This is a genomic window from Pseudomonas sp. FSL R10-2189, assembly GCF_009600325.1.
GTDB lineage: Bacteria > Pseudomonadota > Gammaproteobacteria > Pseudomonadales > Pseudomonadaceae > Aquipseudomonas > Aquipseudomonas helleri.
Map to the genome: position 1 here is coordinate 46718 of NZ_WIVZ01000020.1, position 17398 is coordinate 64115.

Here is a 17398-nt window from a genome sequence, read left to right on the forward strand (position 1 = left end):
TCAAGGATCAGTGTGTGGCAGAGGCCAGTTCGGGGTTGCCGTTCTGGCGAAAAGTAATCAGGGTGACCAGCAGCGCCAGTATCGCCAGCGCTGCGGCGGCCAGCGGTACGCTGGTGAGGCCGAAACCGTGGGCAATCACGCTGCCGCCTACCCAGGCGCCCAGGGCGTTGCCGACGTTAAAGGCGCCAATATTCAGGGTCGACACCAGGTTGGGAGCGGCTTTGCCGAATGTCACCACGTTGACTTGCAAGGCGGGCACCGCGGCAAATGAAGCGGTGGCCCACAAGAACAGGGTGATCTCGGTTGGAATCAGGGCCACGCTGGTCCAGGTCAATACAGTCGAGACCACGGCCATTGCGATAAACACGCCGATCAACGTCGCGCCCAAGCGCTTGTCCGCCAGCTTGCCGCCAATAATGTTGCCGACAGTCAGGCCCAGGCCGATCAGCAGCAGGGTCCAGGTCACGCCGGTTGGCGATACGCCCGTCACGTCACCGAGCAGCGGCGCGACGTAGGTGAAGAGGGTGAACATGGAGGCCGAAAACAAGGCCGTCATACTCAACGACAGCCAAATCCCGGCGCCTTTGAGGGCGGCCAGTTCGGCGCGCATGTCGAGTTTTTCTTCGTCACGCTTGGTGGGCAAAAAGCGGATCAGGCCGATCAACGCCACCACACCAATGACCGTCACGGCAAAAAATGTCGAGCGCCATCCTGCAACCTGGCCCAAGGCGGTGCCCAGCGGTACACCCAAGACGTTTGCCAGGGTCAGGCCGGTAAACATCAGTGCGACCGCAGAAGCGCGCTTGTTGGCAGGCACCAGGCCGGCAGCCACCACCGAGCCGATACCGAAGAACGCGCCATGGCACAGAGCGGTAATCACACGGGCCAGCATCAGCACCTCGTAATCACTGGCCAGGGCACAGAGCAGGTTGCCGACAATAAAGATGCCCATCAACGCCACCAGCGCGGCCTTGCGCGGCAACTTGGCAGTGGCCAGCGCCATGAACGGCGCACCAATGGCCACGCCCAGGGCATAGCCCGTTACCAGCCAGCCAGCGCCCGGAATGGAAACCCCCAGGTCGGCTGCGACATCGGGCAGCAGGCCCATGATCACGAACTCGGTGGTCCCGATGGCGAAGGCGCTAAGCGCCAGGATAAGTAGCGAGAGAGGCATGGAGTTCCTTGTTAAAGCTCTTGGCTCAGTGTTGCGAGGAAGGCCTGAATGGTTTCCTCATTGCGTTTAAAAAAGTGCCACTGGCCGACTTTTTGGCTGCTGATCAAGCCAGCACGCTGCAAAGTGGCGAGGTGGGCGGAAACCGTGGATTGCGACAACCCGAAGCGTTGGTCGAACTGGCCTGCGCACACACCGTGTTCAGTGCTGTGATGCTGGTCAGGGAACTCGACCTGCGGATCTTTAAGCAGGCGAATGATTTCTCGGCGTACTGGGTGTGCCAGCGCTTTTATTATTTCGTCGAGGTCGATCGGCATAGTGGCAGTGCTCATGAGGTGTAGCGTTATATCGCGATGAGGCGAACTTTAAATCGTAATATCGCGATATACAAATATGCATTTGATCTGACGTCAGCTCAAATCGGTATATCGAGTTATAACGATATGTTTTGGTCGTGCGTAATAGCGCGGTGCTAAACTGCGCGGCATGAATTATCTCGCACATCTGCACCTTGGCGGCCAGCAGCCTGAAGAATTGCTCGGCAGTCTCTATGGCGACTTCGTGAAAGGACGCCTGCAGGGCCAATATAGCCCGGCGATAGAGTCGGCGATCCAGTTGCACCGCAGCATCGACGTCTTCACCGACGCGCACCCGTTGGTTGATCAGTCGTTGTCGCGTTTCACCCAGACCCGGCGGCGCTATGCGGGCATTGTACTGGACGTTTTCTTCGACCATTGCCTGGCGCGTGATTGGGCGCAATACGCCGAAGGGCCGCTGGAGCGCTTCACCTCAACGTTCTATGCGCTGCTGGTTGCGCAACCCCAGTTGCCCAAGCGTCTGGCCAGTATCGCCCCGCACATGGCTGCGCACGACTGGTTGGGGTCTTATCGAGACTTTGGCGTGCTGGAACAAGTGTTCAATGGCATCGCCCGCCGCCTTTCGCACCCACAAGAGCTGAGCGGTGCCATGCGCGACCTGCGCGCCCTGTACGAACCGCTGAGCGAAGACTTCAGCGCCTTCTACCCGCAATTGCAGACGTTTGCCGCCCGCGAAAAGCTCAGCCAGACGCCATAAAACCTGTAGGAGGATTTAAGCCGCGGTGACCGGCTCGCACTCAGTCTGCGGACGGGCTTGCGGTGCTCCGCTGACCACTTGGCGAATCGCTTCCTGTGCCTTGAACGCCAGCATCGCGCGTTCTTGCTGCTCACACGCAATCGGCTCCAGCAGGTGTATCTCAACCTGTGCCTGTTCGTGAGCAAACAAACGCAGTAAATGCGAGAGCAAGTCGTCATCGCCAATAAACGGTGCGATCGGGTCGCTCTCGCCATTGCGTAAATAACGAATCGCCACCGGTTGCAACGCCACGTCACTGTCTATCGCCGCAGACAACAAACGGCCATGGAAGGTACGCACTGAACGCCCGTCGGTGGTCGTGCCTTCCGGGAACATCAATAACGGATGCTGTTGCTGCAAATGACGACTCATTTGCTCGCGAATGGTCTGGCTGTCACCCGCGCCTCTGCGGATAAACAGGCTGCCGGCCTGGTCCGCCAGCCAACCTGCCACAGGCCAACTGCGCACTTCGGCTTTGGACAGAAAAGACAGCGGCGTCAGTTGCCCGAGCAAGGCAATGTCGGTCCACGACACATGATTACTGACCCACAACATCGGCGTGGCGGGTCGCTCGCCAACTACCGTGACGTGAAACGGAAGGGCATTGCTCAGCCGCTTCATGAAGAACTGTGTCCAGCGTTGGCGCCGGTCCATGGCGCTGTTGAGGTGTAACCGTTGCAGCAAGGCGAAAACGCTCGCCATGCCCAGCCCCAGGCTGACCACCGCCAACACTCGAACCACTCGCCCATACAGGTGCAGACGGTTCATTACATGGCTGCCTTGAAGTGGCGTGCATAGCGCGGGCACAGTTCGTCGCGCTTGAGCAGGATAAAGACGTCAGCGACCTGGAAGTCTTCGTCCCAGCACGGTTCACCACAAATCTTCGCGCCCAGGCGCATGTAGGCCTTGAGCAAAGGGGGCATTTCGGTGATGACGTTCGCCGGAACGTCCAGCGCGGGCAGCGGGTTTTTTGGTTCGGCGCGCAAATGCTCAGTGCACAGGTACCGCTCGCGCAGACGCTGCATGATCGCCTGGGCCTGAATGCCACCGTCTTGCATCGGGATGCTCGCGCAACCCATCAGGTAGTGGTAATCGCCCTGGTTAAGGACTTCAGCCAACTCGCCCCACAGCACCGCGATGGTGCCGCCATTGCGGTAGGCCGGATCGACACAGGTGCGGCCGATTTCAAGAATCGGGCCTTGCAGGTGCGCCAGGCCGTGAAGGCTGAATTCTTCTTCGCTGTAAAAGTGCCCGATGTTTCGCGCTGCGCTGTGGTCCAGCAAGCGAGTGGTTGCCACCAGCAGGCCGGTGTTGAGATCGCGAACCCCGATGTGTTCGCAATGTGCATCGTAGTCGTCGATGTCCAGGCCGCAGTCGGCGCTTTTCAGTTTGGCGTTCAGCTCGCCACTGAAAACCCGGAAGCGCAAGGCTTGCGCCTCACGCAAGGCCTCTGGGCCAAGCAAGCGTTCAGCCTGCAGTCGGCGTTCTTGAGCGGTGTCGCGGATACGGGCGATCTGGGCCATTGCGAATCTCCGTGCAGGCATCAAGCCTGCCTTGTCGACTGAGGTGTGCAATCTCAGGCTAGGGAGCGCCAGTGTCATGACCATGACAATTGAGTGATGCTTGTATGACAGCCACCGGCCAAGGAACTGGCGCGATGGACGAGTGCTCTAAAGCGGAGTAAAAAAATATGCCCGGACGGCGCTAAAGCACTCACACTAGAGGCCGTTTACCTGCCGATGAGTTTTTATGTTCAAGACGTTTTTATCCGCCGCTGGTACGTTGCTATTAACCCTCGGGGTGAGCCTGTCGGCTCAGGCCAGTTGGTACCTGGACGGTGAGTCATCACGGCTTTCATTTATCACCACGCAAAATGCCAATGTCGCGAACAAGCACCGCTTTCTGGTCTTGCACGGCAAAGTCGACCGCAAGGGCCATGCGCAATTGCGGATTGAAATGGATTCGGTCAACAGCGCGGTGCCTTTGCGCGATGAGCGCATGCGCGACCAGTTGTTCGATTTCAAGCATTTCCCCGAAGCGCAAATCACCGCGCAAATCAATCTGCAGCCCATCAACGAGCTGGCGCCGGGTGCTCAAGTAGAATTGCGCTTGCCGGTTACGGTGAGCCTGCGTGGCAAGCAGCACACCTATGAGGCCGAGTTGCTGGCGACACGGCTGGATGAGCAGCGCTTCCAGGTCGTAACCCTCGAACCGTTGATGCTTCAGGCCGAAGATTTTGGTTTGCAGCCAGAACTCGAAACCTTGCGTAAATCCGCCGGCTTGTCGGCTATCAGCTTTTCAGTACCGGTGAACGCGGTGCTGATTTTCACGGCTCGCTAAGATGGCTGGCGCGGTGTTCCCTTGGCACGGCGCCAACAAATTCAAGTTACTGATCGATGGCCCGCAGTTTTTCCCGCAGATGCTGGCGGCTATCGAGCAGGCGCAGGATCACATTGATCTGGAGTTTTATCTGGTCGAGGCCGGGCAGTGCGCTGAAGTCATGGTCCAGGCGCTGGAACGCGCCGCGTTGCGTGAGGTGCGGGTGCGCTGTCTGTTCGATGCCTATGGCAGCCTGGCGTTTACCGAAGCCTTGCGCCTCAGGCTGCTGGCAGCCGGCGTGGAGCTTCGCTTTTACAACCCGCTGAGCTGGCGCCGGGGGTTGAATAATCTGTACCGCGACCACCGCAAGCTGTTGCTGGTGGACCTGCAATTGGCGGTGGTGGGCGGGACGGGCATTACCGATGAATTCTGGCAGCCCGCACAAAACGTGTGCGACTGGCACGAGGTGATGGTGCAAATTGAGGGGCCGTTGGTTCAGGATTGGCAGATGCTGTTTGAGCGCCAATGGCGCGCCAACATCAGCCGCAAAGCCTGGAAGCCTGCCACCCACTTTGGCCTCGCGCGATTGCCCAAGGCGCCTCAACAGGGCGAGGGCCTGGGCCGTGTGGCCTATGCCGATGCCCATCAGCACCGCGACATTCTGCAATCGCTGGTGCGGGCCATTAACAGCGCCCAGCACAGCATCTGGCTGGCCACGCCTTACTTTCTACCCACATGGAGCGTGCGACGTTCACTGCGCCGCGCGGCTAATCGCGGGGTCGATGTGCGGTTGCTATTGACCGGCCCCCGCACCGATCACCCGTCAGTGCGTTACGCGGGGCATCGTTACTACCCGCGGTTGCTCAAGTCCGGGGTGCAGATATTTGAATATCAGCCGTGCTTTTTGCACCTGAAAATGGTTCTGGTCGACGACTGGGTGAGCATTGGCTCGTGTAACTTTGACCACTGGAATCTACGTTTTAACCTTGAGGCCAACCTGGAAGCCATCGACCCGATGCTGACCAACGCGGTGGCGGCCAGCTTTATGAACGACTTTGCGCAGAGCTTGCCGATCACCTTGCAAGCCTGGCAGTCCCGGCCATTGTGGGGACGGGTCAAGCAGCGTATCTGGGGCTGGGTTGACCGAGTGGTGGTCAACCTTTTGGGGCGCCGCCGTTAAGGCGTATGGCTTGAATGCCAGGGCTGTTTGAAGAAAGAAGGGCATTTTGTTTAACACGCGGTTACATAACGTTGCAGAACGTGCAAAATCGAACGACTTCACGGGCGAATGGACAGTGTGAAGTCTGAATTTTTTGGAGCGTTGTGCATGACTTCTTCATTGTGGCTGGCAGTACTGGCGTCGGGCTTTATCTATGGCATCACTCCGGGGCCGGGTGTTTTGGCTGTTTTCGGCATTGGCGCTGCCCGTGGGCGCCGTGCGGGCGCCGGGTTCCTGTGCGGACATTTGCTGGGTGATGTGATTTGGTGCAGCACGGCGTTGATTGCGATTGTCGGCGCGCGGGAATTTGGCAGCACTGCATTCAACGTATTGGGCCTGATCAGCGGCCTTTATCTGTTCTGGCTGGGCCTGCGCGCCGTGCGTGCCAAGCGCAGCAGCGTGGCCGAGGAAGGCCCGGCCCGTAAGCCATTTGCCCACGGTATTTTCTTCGGTCTGACCAACCCCAAAGCCTACCCGGTGGCCGTGGCGACCTTCACCGCGCTGCTTTCCGGGCGTGCTGAACTGCTCACCTGGAGCATGCTGCCCTGGCTCATCGCCCTGAGCTTTGTCGGCGGCGCACTGGCGTATGTGATCTTGATTGGCATCGTCGGTGCTGGCCATGTGCGTGCGCTGTATCAACGTCATCAATTGCTGATTACACGCTTGTGTGGCGTGATGTTTATCGGTTTTGCCATCAGCGCACTGGCGCATGCCTTGCCAGGGCTGGTGGGCAGCAATAAGTAAAGTGATCTGCCGGGAGTGCAGTCATGGGGCAACACAGGGATAGGGATGGATGTTCACGTTTAATCTCGAGGCATCGAGGGCTTTATGGACATCAAAAGGTACCTGTCTCAAGCGAGTTTTATCGATCAGTTGCTGGATGCGGTCTGCGTCGTGGACCGCAAGTACCATATTGTTTATGTCAGCGCGGCCTGCCTGCGTATTTTTGGCTATGAGCAGGAGGAACTGATCGGCCGTTGCATTATCGATCTGGTTCACCCGGCTGACCGTGAGCGCACCGTGCAGGCTGCCAATGACGTCAGGGAGGGCGATCCCCTGCCTAGTTTCGAGAACCGTTATCTGCGTAAAGACGGCGGTGTCATCCATGTTTTATGGTCTGCACGCTGGTCAGAAGACTACCGGCTGCACATTGCGGTGGCCCGCGACATTACCGAGCGCAAACTGGCCGAGTCCCGGCAACTGGCGTTGTTTGCCATTTCAGAAGCGGCCCATGGGGCAGGGGATCTGCTGGAACTGTTCAAACGCGTGCACGAACTGATCGGCCAGTGGCTGCCGGCACTGAATTTTTCGGTCGCGCTGTGTGATCAATCCGGGGCTTCGTTGAGTTTTCCTTATCGGGTTGCACAGCACGGCGAGTGGCCGCTGGCCGAGGTGACGCGGCTGAGCCAGGACGTCATCCGCAGTGAGCAGATGCTGCTGCACAGCGAGCAGGGTTCAGCGTCATGGCTGGGCGCCCCGTTGGTGACGCAAAACGGCATTATCGGTGCGGTGCTGGTCAAGAGCTCACTGGGCAGTGAACCCTATACCGAGGCACACAAAGATCTACTGCAGTTCGTATCCGCCCAGATTGCGGCGGCCATTGAACGCAAAAAGCTTCACGCTCACCTGCAGTTCCTGGCGCAGCACGACGCACTGACCGGCTTGCCCAATCGCGAGTTTCTGTACGAACGTCTAAACAGCGCGCTGGCCCGGGCCAAACGCGAGCAGCAGTATCTGGGAGTGTTGTACGTCGACCTGGATGACTTCAAACGTATCAATGACAGCTATGGGCATGGCGTTGGCGATGTGTTGCTGCAACACGTGGCGCTGCGCTTAAAAGCCTGTGTGCGCGAAAGCGACACCGTGGCCAGAATGAGTGGCGACGAGTTTGTAGTGGTGCTCGAAAACCTTAAACGGCCAGAAGACGGGTTGATCGTCGCCGAGAACATCCGCACTGCGTTGAGCCAGCCCCTCTTGATCGAAGGGCAGACACTTAACACCCTCCCCAGCATCGGCATCGCCGTTTACCCCGAACACGGCGACGATGCCCGGCAACTGCTGCACCAGGCCGACACGGCCATGTACAGCGTGAAAAAAAGCAGCCGATAACTCACCCGTCACACCGTAGGAGCGAGCTCGCCTCGCGATCTTTTAATCTTTAAAAAAAAACAGAGCACCTGAGCCATTCGCTGCTCGGCAGCATAGTTTCACTATCCATATCGCTTTATCGGGATGTAATATCATTACATTATATTTCGAGCGACCCGCGTGAAGACTCCCCGATCCCCCCTTGTTGCAGGCATTGTCAGTTCTGCGCTGGCCCAGTCTGCGGGTAAGCGACTGTTAACCTCGTTGTGTGTGTTGGTGGTGCTGTGGCTGGGCATCGCCTGGGCGGTGGCGATTCCATGAGCGCGGCGAGCATTAGCCTGGATGACCTGACCGTCACCTATGAGCGCCGACCGGCGGTGCATCACATCAGCGGTTGCTTCGACGCAGGCAGCCTGACAGCGATTGTTGGCCCTAACGGTGCCGGCAAGTCGACGCTGATCAAAACCATTGCCGGCACGCTAAAGCCCGCAGCCGGGCGGGTAGATCGTGGCAATCTGGCACTGCGCAATCTCGGCTATTTACCGCAAGCGGCCGAGATTGATCGCAGTTTCCCCCTGAATGTTGTCGATACGGTGCTGATGGGCGCATGGCGCAGTATCGGGGCCTTTCGTGGCGTCAGCCGAGAGCAAGCCCGGCAGGCCCAAGAGGCGTTGATTGCCGTCGGGCTTGAAGGGTTTGAAGATCGCAGTGTCGGCTCGCTGTCGTCCGGGCAGTTTCAGCGAGTGCTGTTTGCACGCTTGTTGATGCAGAACGCCTCGGTGATTTTGCTGGACGAACCCTTTACCGCCATTGATGCACGCACCACTCAAGACCTGCTCAAACTGATCCGCGACTGGCACGGTCAGGGCCGCACCGTGATCGCGGTGCTGCATGACATCGAACAGGTGCGCAAACATTTCCCCAATACGCTGCTGATGGCACGTGAGGCGATTGCCTGGGGCGACACCGCGACCGTGTTGCACGCCGACAATTTGCGCCGCGCGCGCAACATGGCCGAGTACTGGAGTGACGATGCCACGCCCTGCGATATGAACGAGGAGCAGCTGTCATGATGCTGTATCAGATGGTGGTGCAGCCGTTTGTTGAGTTTGGCTTTATGCGCCGCGCCTTGGTGGCTTGCCTGGCGCTGGGTATCGGCTCCGGCCCGGTGGGGGTGTTGCTGATGTTGCGGCGCATGAGCCTGGTCGGCGATGCGATGAGCCACGCGGTATTGCCCGGTGCGGCCGTCGGCTTTTTGTTCGCCGGTTTGTCATTGCCCGCCATGGGCTTTGGCGGGTTGATCGCCGGGCTGTTGGTGGCGTTGCTGGCCGGGTTGGTCAGCCGCTTTACGACCTTGCGCGAAGACGCCAGTTTCGCGAGTTTTTACCTCACGTCGCTGGCTGCCGGGGTGTTGATTGTCTCGTTGCATGGCTCCAGCGTGGACCTGCTGCACGTATTGTTCGGCACCATTTTGGCCATCGACAGCCAGGCCATTTTCATGGTCGGCGGCATCGCCTCATTCACCTTGATCGTACTCGCCCTGATTTATCGACCGCTGATACTGGAATGTTTCGACCCCGGCTTCCTGCGCGCCGTGGGCGGTAAAGGCTCGCTGTATCACGTGCTGTTTTTGCTGCTGGTGGTGCTCAATCTGGTGGCCGGTTTTCAAGCGTTGGGCACGCTGATGGCGGTGGGCATGATGATCATCCCGGCCACCGTGTCGCGGTTCTGGGCAACGTCATTGAGCGCGCTGATGATCATTTCGACCGTGGTCGCCACGCTCTCGGGCTTTATTGGTCTGATTGTTTCGTTTCATGCCGGCGTCGCCTCCGGCCCGGCGATTGTGCTGACCGCCAGTGCTTTCTACGTGATTTCGCTGCTGTTTGGTCGCAGTGGAATTGTCCGTCGCTTGCTCCCGAAAACGCATCTCACCCACTGATTTCCGACACTCACCCAAAGGGGATTCGCATGAAGCCAAAAATGCTGCTGGCTGCTGTTTTTGCATTGTCGAGTATGGCCGGTCTTGCCCAGGCAAAACCCATCGAAGCGGTGGCTTCATTCACCGTGATCGCTGACATGGTGCAGAACGTGGGCGGTGACCATGTGCACGTGACCTCGCTGATCGGCCCTAACGGCGACCCGCATGCCTACGAGCCAACGCCTAATGACGCACAGGCCTTGAAGCGTGCCGATCTGGTGTTTGTCAGCGGTTTGCACCTGGAAGGCTGGCTTGACCGTTTGATCAAGGCGTCGGGTTACCAGGGCCAGCCGGTGGTGCTGTCCAATGGCATCAAGACCCGCAGCATGGAAGAAGACGGCAAGCGCATCACCGATCCGCACGCCTGGAACAGTGCGGCGAACGGTGTGGTGTATGTGCGCAATATCATCAGCGCCTTGCAAAAGGCTGACCCGGCCAATGCCAGCGATTATCAGGCCAAGGGCGAGCAGTACATCCAGCAGTTGGAGCAACTGGATGCTTATGCCCGCGCGCAGGTCCAGGCAATCCCCAGTGACAAACGCAAGGTCCTGACTTCGCACGATGCGTTTGGTTACTTCGGCGATGCTTACGGCGTGACCTTCCTGTCGCCGCTGGGCTTCTCGACCGAGACTGAAGCGTCGGCTTCGGACGTGGCCAAGCTGATCAAACAGATCAAGCACGAACACGTCAGCACCTACTTCTTCGAAAACTCCAGCGACCCGCGGCTGGTCAAGCAGATCGCTGATGCCAGCGGCGCGCAACCGGGTGGCGAGCTTTACGTTGAATCGCTGTCACCTGCCGATGGCCCGGCGCCGACGTATGCGCAAATGTTCCGCTACAACGTCGACAAGCTGACGGCGGCGATGAAGGGGAATTAAAGGTTTATCAACCATTAAACCCGTAGCAGTTGACGAGCTTTGCGAGGCTACGTCTGGCTAAAGATCAAAAGTTCGCGAGGCAAGCTCGCTCCTACGGGTTTTTGCAAGGGCTGTGAGCCTGTCTGATAATCATTAATGCGATATAGATATATTAAATAGTTCTTTTATTGCCAATGGTTCGGGTTGTTAGACTTCAAGGCTAATGGCCTGCACTGCTGATCAGTGGCGGGGTCACGTTCTTGAGTTTTTCTTCTGAGATCCTGAGATGAGAATTAGCCTTCTGAGTTCGGCCGTTGCAGTTGCTTTGTCTCTCGTGAGCGCTGGCGTTTTTGCCGATGTCGCCGCCATCAAAAGCAAGGGCGAGATTGTGATCGGTACCTTGGGTACTGATGAGCCCAACAGTTTCGTTGACCCCAAGACCCGCCAGATCATTGGTTATGAGATTGATCTGGGCAATGAAATTGCCAAGGACCTGGGCGTCAAGCCGGTCTACAAACAGATCGCCGTGGCCGCGCGGATTCCAGAGTTGCAGCAGGGCCGCGTCGATCTGCTGGCCGCTTCGCTGACCCACAACAAAGAACGTGAGGCGCTGGTCGATTTCTCGTATTCAGTGTTGATCACCGGGCAAAAAGCCATGGTGAAGAAATCCAGCGGCGTGACGGCGCTTGATCAACTGGCCGGGGAAAAAATCCTCACCGTCAAAGGTGGTACTCAGGAACCCAACATCCTCAAGGCGCTGCCGACCGCTAAAGTCGTGACCTTCGACACTTCGCAACAGGCACTACTGGCGTTGCAGCAAGGTAAAGGCAAGGCGTTTGTCGATGATGAGTCTGCTCTGACCAACGATTTTGCGAAGATCGGTGCAGGCGCCAAAGGCTACGCAATCCTCCCTGAAAATCTCAGCACCGAAGCGCTGGCGCTGGCATTGCCCAAAGACAGCGGCGACTTGAAAGTGGCCGTCGACAAGACTCTCGCGCGTCTTGAAAGCTCGGGCGAAGCCGAGAAGCTGTACCTGAAATGGTACGGCCCGGGCACCAAATCGAACCAGGCCGAGCGCCATTTCAAGATCGACTCCGATCAGGTTGAGTAACCGCTGCCATTAGGCGGGCCAGTCATGACATTGCTGGTCTGGTAACCCCAGGCAACGCCAATGAATGGCCGGCCGGTCTCCAAGAGTTTTGCGCGAGATGCTGGATTTTGATTATTCGTTACTCCTGAGCGGTCAATACCACGACATGCTGCTCAGTGGCTTGATGCTGTCCATCAAGCTCGCCTGTGTCACGTTAGTGTGCGCACTTCCGTTGGCCCTGTTCATTGCCTTGCTGCGCCTGTCACCTGTGCGGCCGCTGCAATGGCTGGGTTTTGCCTACGTCGAGTCCATCCGCAATATTCCGCTGCTGGCGCACATGCTGTTCTGGTATTTCGCGGCGCCCGAGTTTTTGCCCGAGTCCTTTCGCGAGTGGCTCTACGCCGGCAACATAGAGGCCATTAGCGCCATCGTCGCGCTGACGTTGTACACCGCAGCCTTTATGAGCGAAGACATTCGCAGCGGTATCCGTGCGATCCCCACTGTGCAACTGGAAGCCGGGCGTGCCCTGGGCTTTGGTTACCTTGCGAGCATGCGCCTGGTGGTCTTGCCGCAAGCCTTGCGGGTGACCGTTGCGCCGCTGATCTCGCAAACCCTCAATCTGTGGAAAAACACCAGCATCGCCACGGTGGTCGGTGTGGCCGAGTTGATGTATCAGGCCGGGCAGGTTGAAACCGCTACATTCCGCAGCCTTGAATCCTTTGCCTTTGCCACATCGGCCTATCTCAGCGTGTCGCTGCTGATTACCGGTGCTGCGGCGTGGTATCAACACCGCTACGTGCAGGCGAAATCACGATGACCACATTAGAGTTGATCGATTCGTACTGGGTGTACTTCCTGGTCGGTCAATACCCCAACGGGCCGCTTGGCGGGCTGGCGCTGACCTTGATCCTGGCGTCTGCCGCGCTGGTCTTGGCCATGCCGCTGGGTGTGCTGTTCGGCCTGGCGCGGCTCAGTCCGTGGCGCTGGCTGCGTTGGCCGGTCACGGCGTTGGTGTTTGTGGTGCGCGGCACCCCGTTATTGATGGTGATTTTCTGGGCGTATTTTTTTCTGCCCAGCCTCACCGGCTTCAAGACCGACCAATTCACCACCATGTTGATTGCACTGGTGATCTTCGACGCGGCGTACCTGTCCGAGATCGTTCGCGCCGGGGTTCAGGGCCTGGATCGCGGGCAGGTGGAGGCATCGCGCTCGCTGGGGTTTGGCTATTGGCGCACGATGCGCTGGGTGGTCCTGCCACAGGCGCTGCGCACCATGCTGCCGTCGCTGGTTAACCAGTTTGTCTCGACGATCAAAGAAACCTCATTGGGCTACATCATTGGCCTCACGGAAATCTCCTTTATCGCCTCGCAGATCAACACCCAAGTGTTCACCATGCCGGCTCAGGTCTACCTGATTCTGGGGCTTACGTATTTTGTGTTGTGCTTTGGCCTGTCACGTTTCGCCTTCTGGCTGGAGCGTCGTCAGACGCAACGTGTTTCCTTAACTGACAACAGCAAGGTGACCTGATGATTCGCCTGGAAAAAGTTAACAAGTGGTACGGCACCTATCAGGCACTGGTGGATGTCGATGAGCATATTGCCAAGGGCGAGGTAGTCGTGATTTGCGGGCCGTCGGGGTCGGGCAAATCGACCTTGATCCGCACCCTCAATCGCCTGGAGCCGATCAAGTCCGGGCGCATCCTGATTGATGGTCAGGACATCCACGCCAAGGACCTGGACCTTAACCAATTCCGCTCACACATCGGCTTTGTGTTTCAGCAGTTCAACCTGTTCCCGCACCTCACCGTGCTGGAAAACTGCACGCTGGCACCGATTCGTCTGCGCGGCCTGAGCCGGGCAGACGCTGAAAAAGAAGCCATGGCGTTACTCGACCGTGTAGGCCTTGCGCACAAGGCGAGTGCTTTTCCGATCAATTTGTCCGGTGGTCAGCAGCAGCGCGTGGCCATTGCCCGGGCGCTGGCGATGCGCCCACCGTTGATGCTGTTTGACGAACCGACTAGTGCGCTCGACCCGGAGATGGTCGGGGAAGTATTGCTGGTGATGCGCGACTTGGCCCGCGATGGCATGACCATGGTCGTGGTGACCCACGAGATGGGCTTTGCCCGTGAAGTGGCCGACCGGGTTTTATTTATGGATCAGGGTCGGGTGCTCGAGCGAGCGCCTGCCGAAAGCTTTTTCCAGAACCCGGAACATCCGCGCACGCAGAAATTTTTGGCGGATATCCGTACACCTTTTTCGTCTGCCGTTTGAGGACTGAGTGGTCATGAGCACTGCGATCCGAGAGTTACCCATCATTGATGTAGCGCCATTGTTCACTGCAAGCGGGCGCAGTGAAGTTGCTGAGCAGATCAGTCGCGCCTGCCGAGAACAGGGGTTTTTCTATGTCGTCGGGCATGGCATTGACCCGGCAATGGTGCAACGCCTTGAAGCCTTGAGCCATGAGTTTTTTGCACTGGACGAAGCCACCAAACTGCGCTGGCGCATGGAACTCGGCGGACGTGCCTGGCGGGGTTACTTTCCGCTGGGTGGCGAACTGACCTCAAACCGCCCCGACTGGAAAGAGGGCCTGTACTTGGGTACTGAGCTGGACGACACGGCGCCCGAAGTCGTGGCCAAAACCCCGGTACATGGTGCGAACCTGTTCCCGGATGTCGTCGGTTTTCGCGAGACCATTCTGGCCTACATAGAGGTGGTGACTCAGCTTGGGCATCGGCTGCTCGAAGGCGTCGCCCTGAGCCTGGGGCTGGACGCGCAGTATTTCCACGACCGCTACACTGCCGATCCGCTGATACTGTTCCGCTTGTTCAACTATCCCTCGCAACCCGTGCCAGAAGGGCTGGATGTGCAGTGGGGCGTGGGCGAACACACCGATTACGGACTGCTGACCATCCTCCATCAGGACAGCATAGGCGGCCTGCAAGTGCGCACCCCGGAAGGCTGGATCGAGGCGACACCGATCCCTGGCGCGTTTCTGTGCAACATCGGCGACATGCTCGACCGCATGACCGGCGGCCTGTACCGCTCGACACCGCACCGCGTGGCGCGCAACACCTCGGGTTCGGACCGCCTGTCATTCCCGCTGTTCTTCGACCCCAACTACCGCGCGCGGGTCCAGCCAATTGCAGGCTTGCCTGCGGTTGAACAGCAAGACGACAGCGCCCAACGCTGGGACCAGGCCAACGTGCACGCCTTCAACGGGGAATATGGCGACTACCTGCTGAACAAAGTGTCAAAGGTCTTTCCGCAACTGCGTGAGAGCGTGTTGTAAATCCAATCTGCAGGAGCGAGTTTGTCTCGCGATCTTTTGATCTTTAAAAGATCGCGAGACAGGCTCGCTACTACAGCCTATTGCTAGTGAGGCAAGTGCGTACCTTTTTAAAGGCATTCATTAGCCTTGGGTTTGCTCGGCTTTGGCGTGCCTAAAACTCGATTTAACTCTCCGGCGACAGCGATGAGTTGTTGCTCCAACGCTTCGACATCGGACTGGCTGATCCCATCGTTTATCACCTGCAACGTACTGGCTCGTTTTTTCGGAGCAGGGGCCAGGTTGTGCGCGTCTTCAGAGACCAATGCTTGTCGGAGGAGGTTATTGATCAACGTCTGATAGCCTGTACCCGCACTTTCCGCGCGCTTGCGGGCAGCTTCAATCACAACATCGTCGAGCATGATGGTGATACGTGTCTTGCCTTTGCTGCTGGCAACCGCGCCGCGTTTGCCAGTACTGAAATCGTATTCGTCTTTCATGGTTCATACCTCCTGGTACTGGCGTCGTTCATGTTTGGTTGCGAGTCTGGCACTGATGACGCGCACAAAATGCGGGTCTCGATACGTATAGGCGACAACCAGTACACGCCCCTTTGCATCCAGTCCCATGGTGACCCAGCGTTCTTCCTCGTGGTCATGGTCCTGAATAGTTACGCCAGCCTCGTCGTAAAACACCTGCTCCGCATCAGCCAAACTAAAGCCTTTATGCTTTTGCTGATTGGCGAGGTTTTTGGCCCTGTCGTATTGAATCCTGAATGTTCTCATTATGCATATTTCCTATGCATAAAAAAGCTATTGTAAAGACCGTTAGTCAGCAAGGTATTTCTCCAAGTCTGGCGCTGTGATACAGGATGATCAGGTCCAATCTTGAAGGGGTAGCCAACGAATTTCAGTACGCAAACGACGACCCATTGCGTATGAGGAGTATGAGTGGCTTGTCGGAAGAGATGTTTGGAGTCTGAGGGCGGGTGTAGATAGCTGGAGAGGAGAATACTGGACAACGAGGGAGAAGCAGAATTGGAGCGGGTGAAGGGAATCACTTATGACAGCCAACCCTTTGATTAATAAAGGATTTTTCTGGTTACCCAGACCAGAAATTGCCTATCAGTATACCACCTCAACCCTCTTGACGAAAGGCGAGCTTCCAACGCCTTCCGCTGGCGGCTACCGACAGCCACGGCGATCAGGAAGCGACCGATTTTGCGATCTGCAGCGCCCTTCGCTCGAGTCGCTCGGAAACCGAGTTCGCTTGCCCCTGGGGCCTATGCAGGTGCGTCACGATCTCGTAGGGGCTGTCGTCCAGGGGGCGCATGCTAACTCCCCATCCATGGGCGTGCTTGATGCGCGATTGCGCGGATAGCCCGACACCGTAGCCGGCAGAAACCCATAGCGCCATCATCTCGAACGACGTCACGTACTGAGGTTTTTGCGGGTCGGCAGGCGGGCGCGAGAGCAGCCGATGATCCAGCGAAGAACACGTCTCAGCCCTCCAGCGAAAAATCGGGTAGTCCTGTAGATCGGCGATGGTGAGCGATGCCTGATCCAGCAATGGAAACCGCAGCGGCATCGCAACGGCCATGTGCTCATTCCACAAGGGTTGGGTTTGGATGGCCGGATCGCTCGATCCTTGAAGCGACACCCCTACGTCGTAGCGGCCTTCACGGAGTCCATCAAGCAACTCGTCACCTGCAACCTCGAAGAACGCGATGCGGACCTCTGGCTCTTGCGCACGTTGCAGTGCGAGCAGCGCCGAAAGCTGAGATGACGATACGCCGGTGGCTATCGCAAGCCTGAGGTGGGCTGGCTGGCTGGTGATGTTGTCCATGGAGAACCCACAGAAGCGACGAAGTAAGTCAAGGGCAAACCAGCATCATAGTAAAGAGAGAACTTTAACGTCTATATGTTTAACGTGGTTAATTTAAGATGATTGTTTGACGCTTCTGTCGATGCAGAAGCTTACTATTCAGCCAGGTCGTCCACCTGGCACACCCACCTATGAATCCGAACCAGCATTAGCTTTCGGGCGGGCCGTGCGTGCCGCTCGCGTCGCGCAAAGCGTCGCTCAAGACGACTTTGCATTTCAGGCTGGAATATCGCGTTCACACATGGGCAAGATCGAGCGCGGGGAGCATGTGCCGACGCTTCCCCTGATACTGAAAATTGCTGCCGCGCTCGGGATCAGCGCCAGTGAGTTGATGGCGGCGACTGAAAAGAACCTCAACTCTGGCAGTGAACCGCAAGGCTCGCCATAAACAGCCGCGAACTTCAGTAGCAGCCCT

21 protein-coding genes are annotated in these 17398 nt (G+C 57.9%); 14 read left to right on the forward strand and 7 right to left on the reverse strand.

Annotated elements, in window-relative coordinates:
* Positions 1–7 precede the first annotated feature (7 nt).
* Positions 8–1174, reverse strand: coding sequence for an MFS transporter (locus GHO32_RS15500; protein ID WP_048368057.1), 1167 nt, complete (start codon positions 1172–1174; stop codon positions 8–10).
* Positions 1175–1185: 11 nt separating this feature from the next.
* Positions 1186–1488 (reverse strand): helix-turn-helix transcriptional regulator, encoded by a 303-nt coding sequence (locus tag GHO32_RS15505; protein ID WP_048368055.1) that lies wholly within the window; start codon positions 1486–1488, stop codon positions 1186–1188.
* Between the two features lie 169 nt (positions 1489–1657).
* On the opposite strand from GHO32_RS15505, the gene GHO32_RS15510 reads away from it, so the two are divergent.
* The gene (locus GHO32_RS15510; RefSeq protein WP_153334128.1) at positions 1658–2245 is read left to right on the forward strand and encodes an ACP phosphodiesterase; all 588 of its coding nucleotides are present in this window, start codon (positions 1658–1660) and stop codon (positions 2243–2245) included.
* Between the two features lie 15 nt (positions 2246–2260).
* On the opposite strand, the gene GHO32_RS15515 is transcribed toward GHO32_RS15510, so the two are convergent.
* Positions 2261–3052: a lysophospholipid acyltransferase family protein gene (locus GHO32_RS15515; protein WP_153334130.1), complete on the reverse strand. Its 792-nt coding sequence runs from the start codon at positions 3050–3052 to the stop codon at positions 2261–2263.
* Entirely contained in the window at positions 3052–3807 is a 756-nt protein-coding gene (olsB, locus tag GHO32_RS15520; protein WP_153326213.1) for an L-ornithine N(alpha)-acyltransferase, read from the reverse strand. Before olsB ends, GHO32_RS15515 begins: the two co-directional genes overlap by 1 nt.
* A 226-nt stretch (positions 3808–4033) precedes the next feature.
* Here olsB and GHO32_RS15525 point away from each other — a divergent pair, with 226 nt between their 5' ends.
* From GHO32_RS15525 to GHO32_RS15580, 12 genes are all read left to right on the forward strand, one after another.
* Positions 4034–4624, forward strand: a complete 591-nt coding sequence (locus tag GHO32_RS15525; RefSeq protein ID WP_153334132.1) for a YceI family protein — start codon at positions 4034–4036, stop codon at positions 4622–4624.
* Between the two features lies 1 nt (position 4625).
* The gene (locus tag GHO32_RS15530; protein WP_153334134.1) at positions 4626–5783 is read left to right on the forward strand and encodes a phosphatidylserine/phosphatidylglycerophosphate/cardiolipin synthase family protein; all 1158 of its coding nucleotides are present in this window, start codon (positions 4626–4628) and stop codon (positions 5781–5783) included.
* Positions 5784–5930: 147 nt separating this feature from the next.
* Positions 5931–6566, forward strand: a complete 636-nt coding sequence (locus tag GHO32_RS15535) for a LysE family translocator (RefSeq protein WP_048368046.1) — start codon at positions 5931–5933, stop codon at positions 6564–6566.
* An 84-nt stretch (positions 6567–6650) separates the two neighbouring features.
* Positions 6651–7931, forward strand: a complete 1281-nt coding sequence (locus GHO32_RS15540) for a GGDEF domain-containing protein (protein ID WP_123749737.1) — start codon at positions 6651–6653, stop codon at positions 7929–7931.
* 296 nt (positions 7932–8227) lie between these two features.
* Positions 8228–8983 (forward strand): metal ABC transporter ATP-binding protein, encoded by a 756-nt coding sequence (locus GHO32_RS15545; RefSeq protein WP_153334186.1) that lies wholly within the window; start codon positions 8228–8230, stop codon positions 8981–8983.
* Entirely contained in the window at positions 8980–9849 is an 870-nt protein-coding gene (locus GHO32_RS15550; protein ID WP_048368033.1) for a metal ABC transporter permease, read from the forward strand. The genes GHO32_RS15545 and GHO32_RS15550 overlap by 4 nt, the downstream gene beginning before the upstream one ends.
* A 29-nt stretch (positions 9850–9878) precedes the next feature.
* Entirely contained in the window at positions 9879–10766 is an 888-nt protein-coding gene (locus GHO32_RS15555) for a metal ABC transporter substrate-binding protein (protein ID WP_153334136.1), read from the forward strand.
* 265 nt (positions 10767–11031) lie between these two features.
* Positions 11032–11856 (forward strand): ABC transporter substrate-binding protein, encoded by an 825-nt coding sequence (locus GHO32_RS15560; protein WP_153334138.1) that lies wholly within the window; start codon positions 11032–11034, stop codon positions 11854–11856.
* Positions 11857–11953: 97 nt separating this feature from the next.
* Positions 11954–12652, forward strand: a complete 699-nt coding sequence (locus tag GHO32_RS15565; protein WP_048385503.1) for an amino acid ABC transporter permease — start codon at positions 11954–11956, stop codon at positions 12650–12652.
* Complete coding sequence (locus GHO32_RS15570) at positions 12649–13362, forward strand: amino acid ABC transporter permease (protein WP_153334140.1); 714 nt, start codon at positions 12649–12651, stop codon at positions 13360–13362. Before GHO32_RS15565 ends, GHO32_RS15570 begins: the two co-directional genes overlap by 4 nt.
* Positions 13362–14105 (forward strand): amino acid ABC transporter ATP-binding protein, encoded by a 744-nt coding sequence (locus GHO32_RS15575; protein ID WP_048368023.1) that lies wholly within the window; start codon positions 13362–13364, stop codon positions 14103–14105. Before GHO32_RS15570 ends, GHO32_RS15575 begins: the two co-directional genes overlap by 1 nt.
* 13 nt (positions 14106–14118) lie before the next feature.
* A complete protein-coding gene (locus GHO32_RS15580; RefSeq protein WP_153334142.1) occupies positions 14119–15123 on the forward strand; it encodes an isopenicillin N synthase family oxygenase in 1005 nt (334 codons plus the stop codon).
* A 107-nt stretch (positions 15124–15230) separates the two neighbouring features.
* On the opposite strand, the gene GHO32_RS15585 is transcribed toward GHO32_RS15580, so the two are convergent.
* The 3 genes from GHO32_RS15585 to GHO32_RS15595 all read right to left on the reverse strand — a co-directional run bounded on the left by GHO32_RS15585 (position 15231) and on the right by GHO32_RS15595 (position 16944).
* Positions 15231–15599, reverse strand: coding sequence for a BrnA antitoxin family protein (locus tag GHO32_RS15585; RefSeq protein WP_153334144.1), 369 nt, complete (start codon positions 15597–15599; stop codon positions 15231–15233).
* Positions 15600–15602: 3 nt separating this feature from the next.
* On the reverse strand, positions 15603–15884 hold the full coding sequence (locus GHO32_RS15590) for a BrnT family toxin (RefSeq protein WP_153334146.1): 282 nt from the start codon (positions 15882–15884) through the stop codon (positions 15603–15605).
* 418 nt (positions 15885–16302) lie between these two features.
* The gene (locus tag GHO32_RS15595) at positions 16303–16944 is read right to left on the reverse strand and encodes a substrate-binding domain-containing protein (protein ID WP_153442872.1); all 642 of its coding nucleotides are present in this window, start codon (positions 16942–16944) and stop codon (positions 16303–16305) included.
* A 121-nt stretch (positions 16945–17065) separates the two neighbouring features.
* Between GHO32_RS15595 and GHO32_RS15600 the strand changes: the two genes are divergently transcribed.
* Positions 17066–17371, forward strand: a complete 306-nt coding sequence (locus GHO32_RS15600; RefSeq protein WP_031757238.1) for a helix-turn-helix domain-containing protein — start codon at positions 17066–17068, stop codon at positions 17369–17371.
* Positions 17372–17398: the final 27 nt, after the last annotated feature.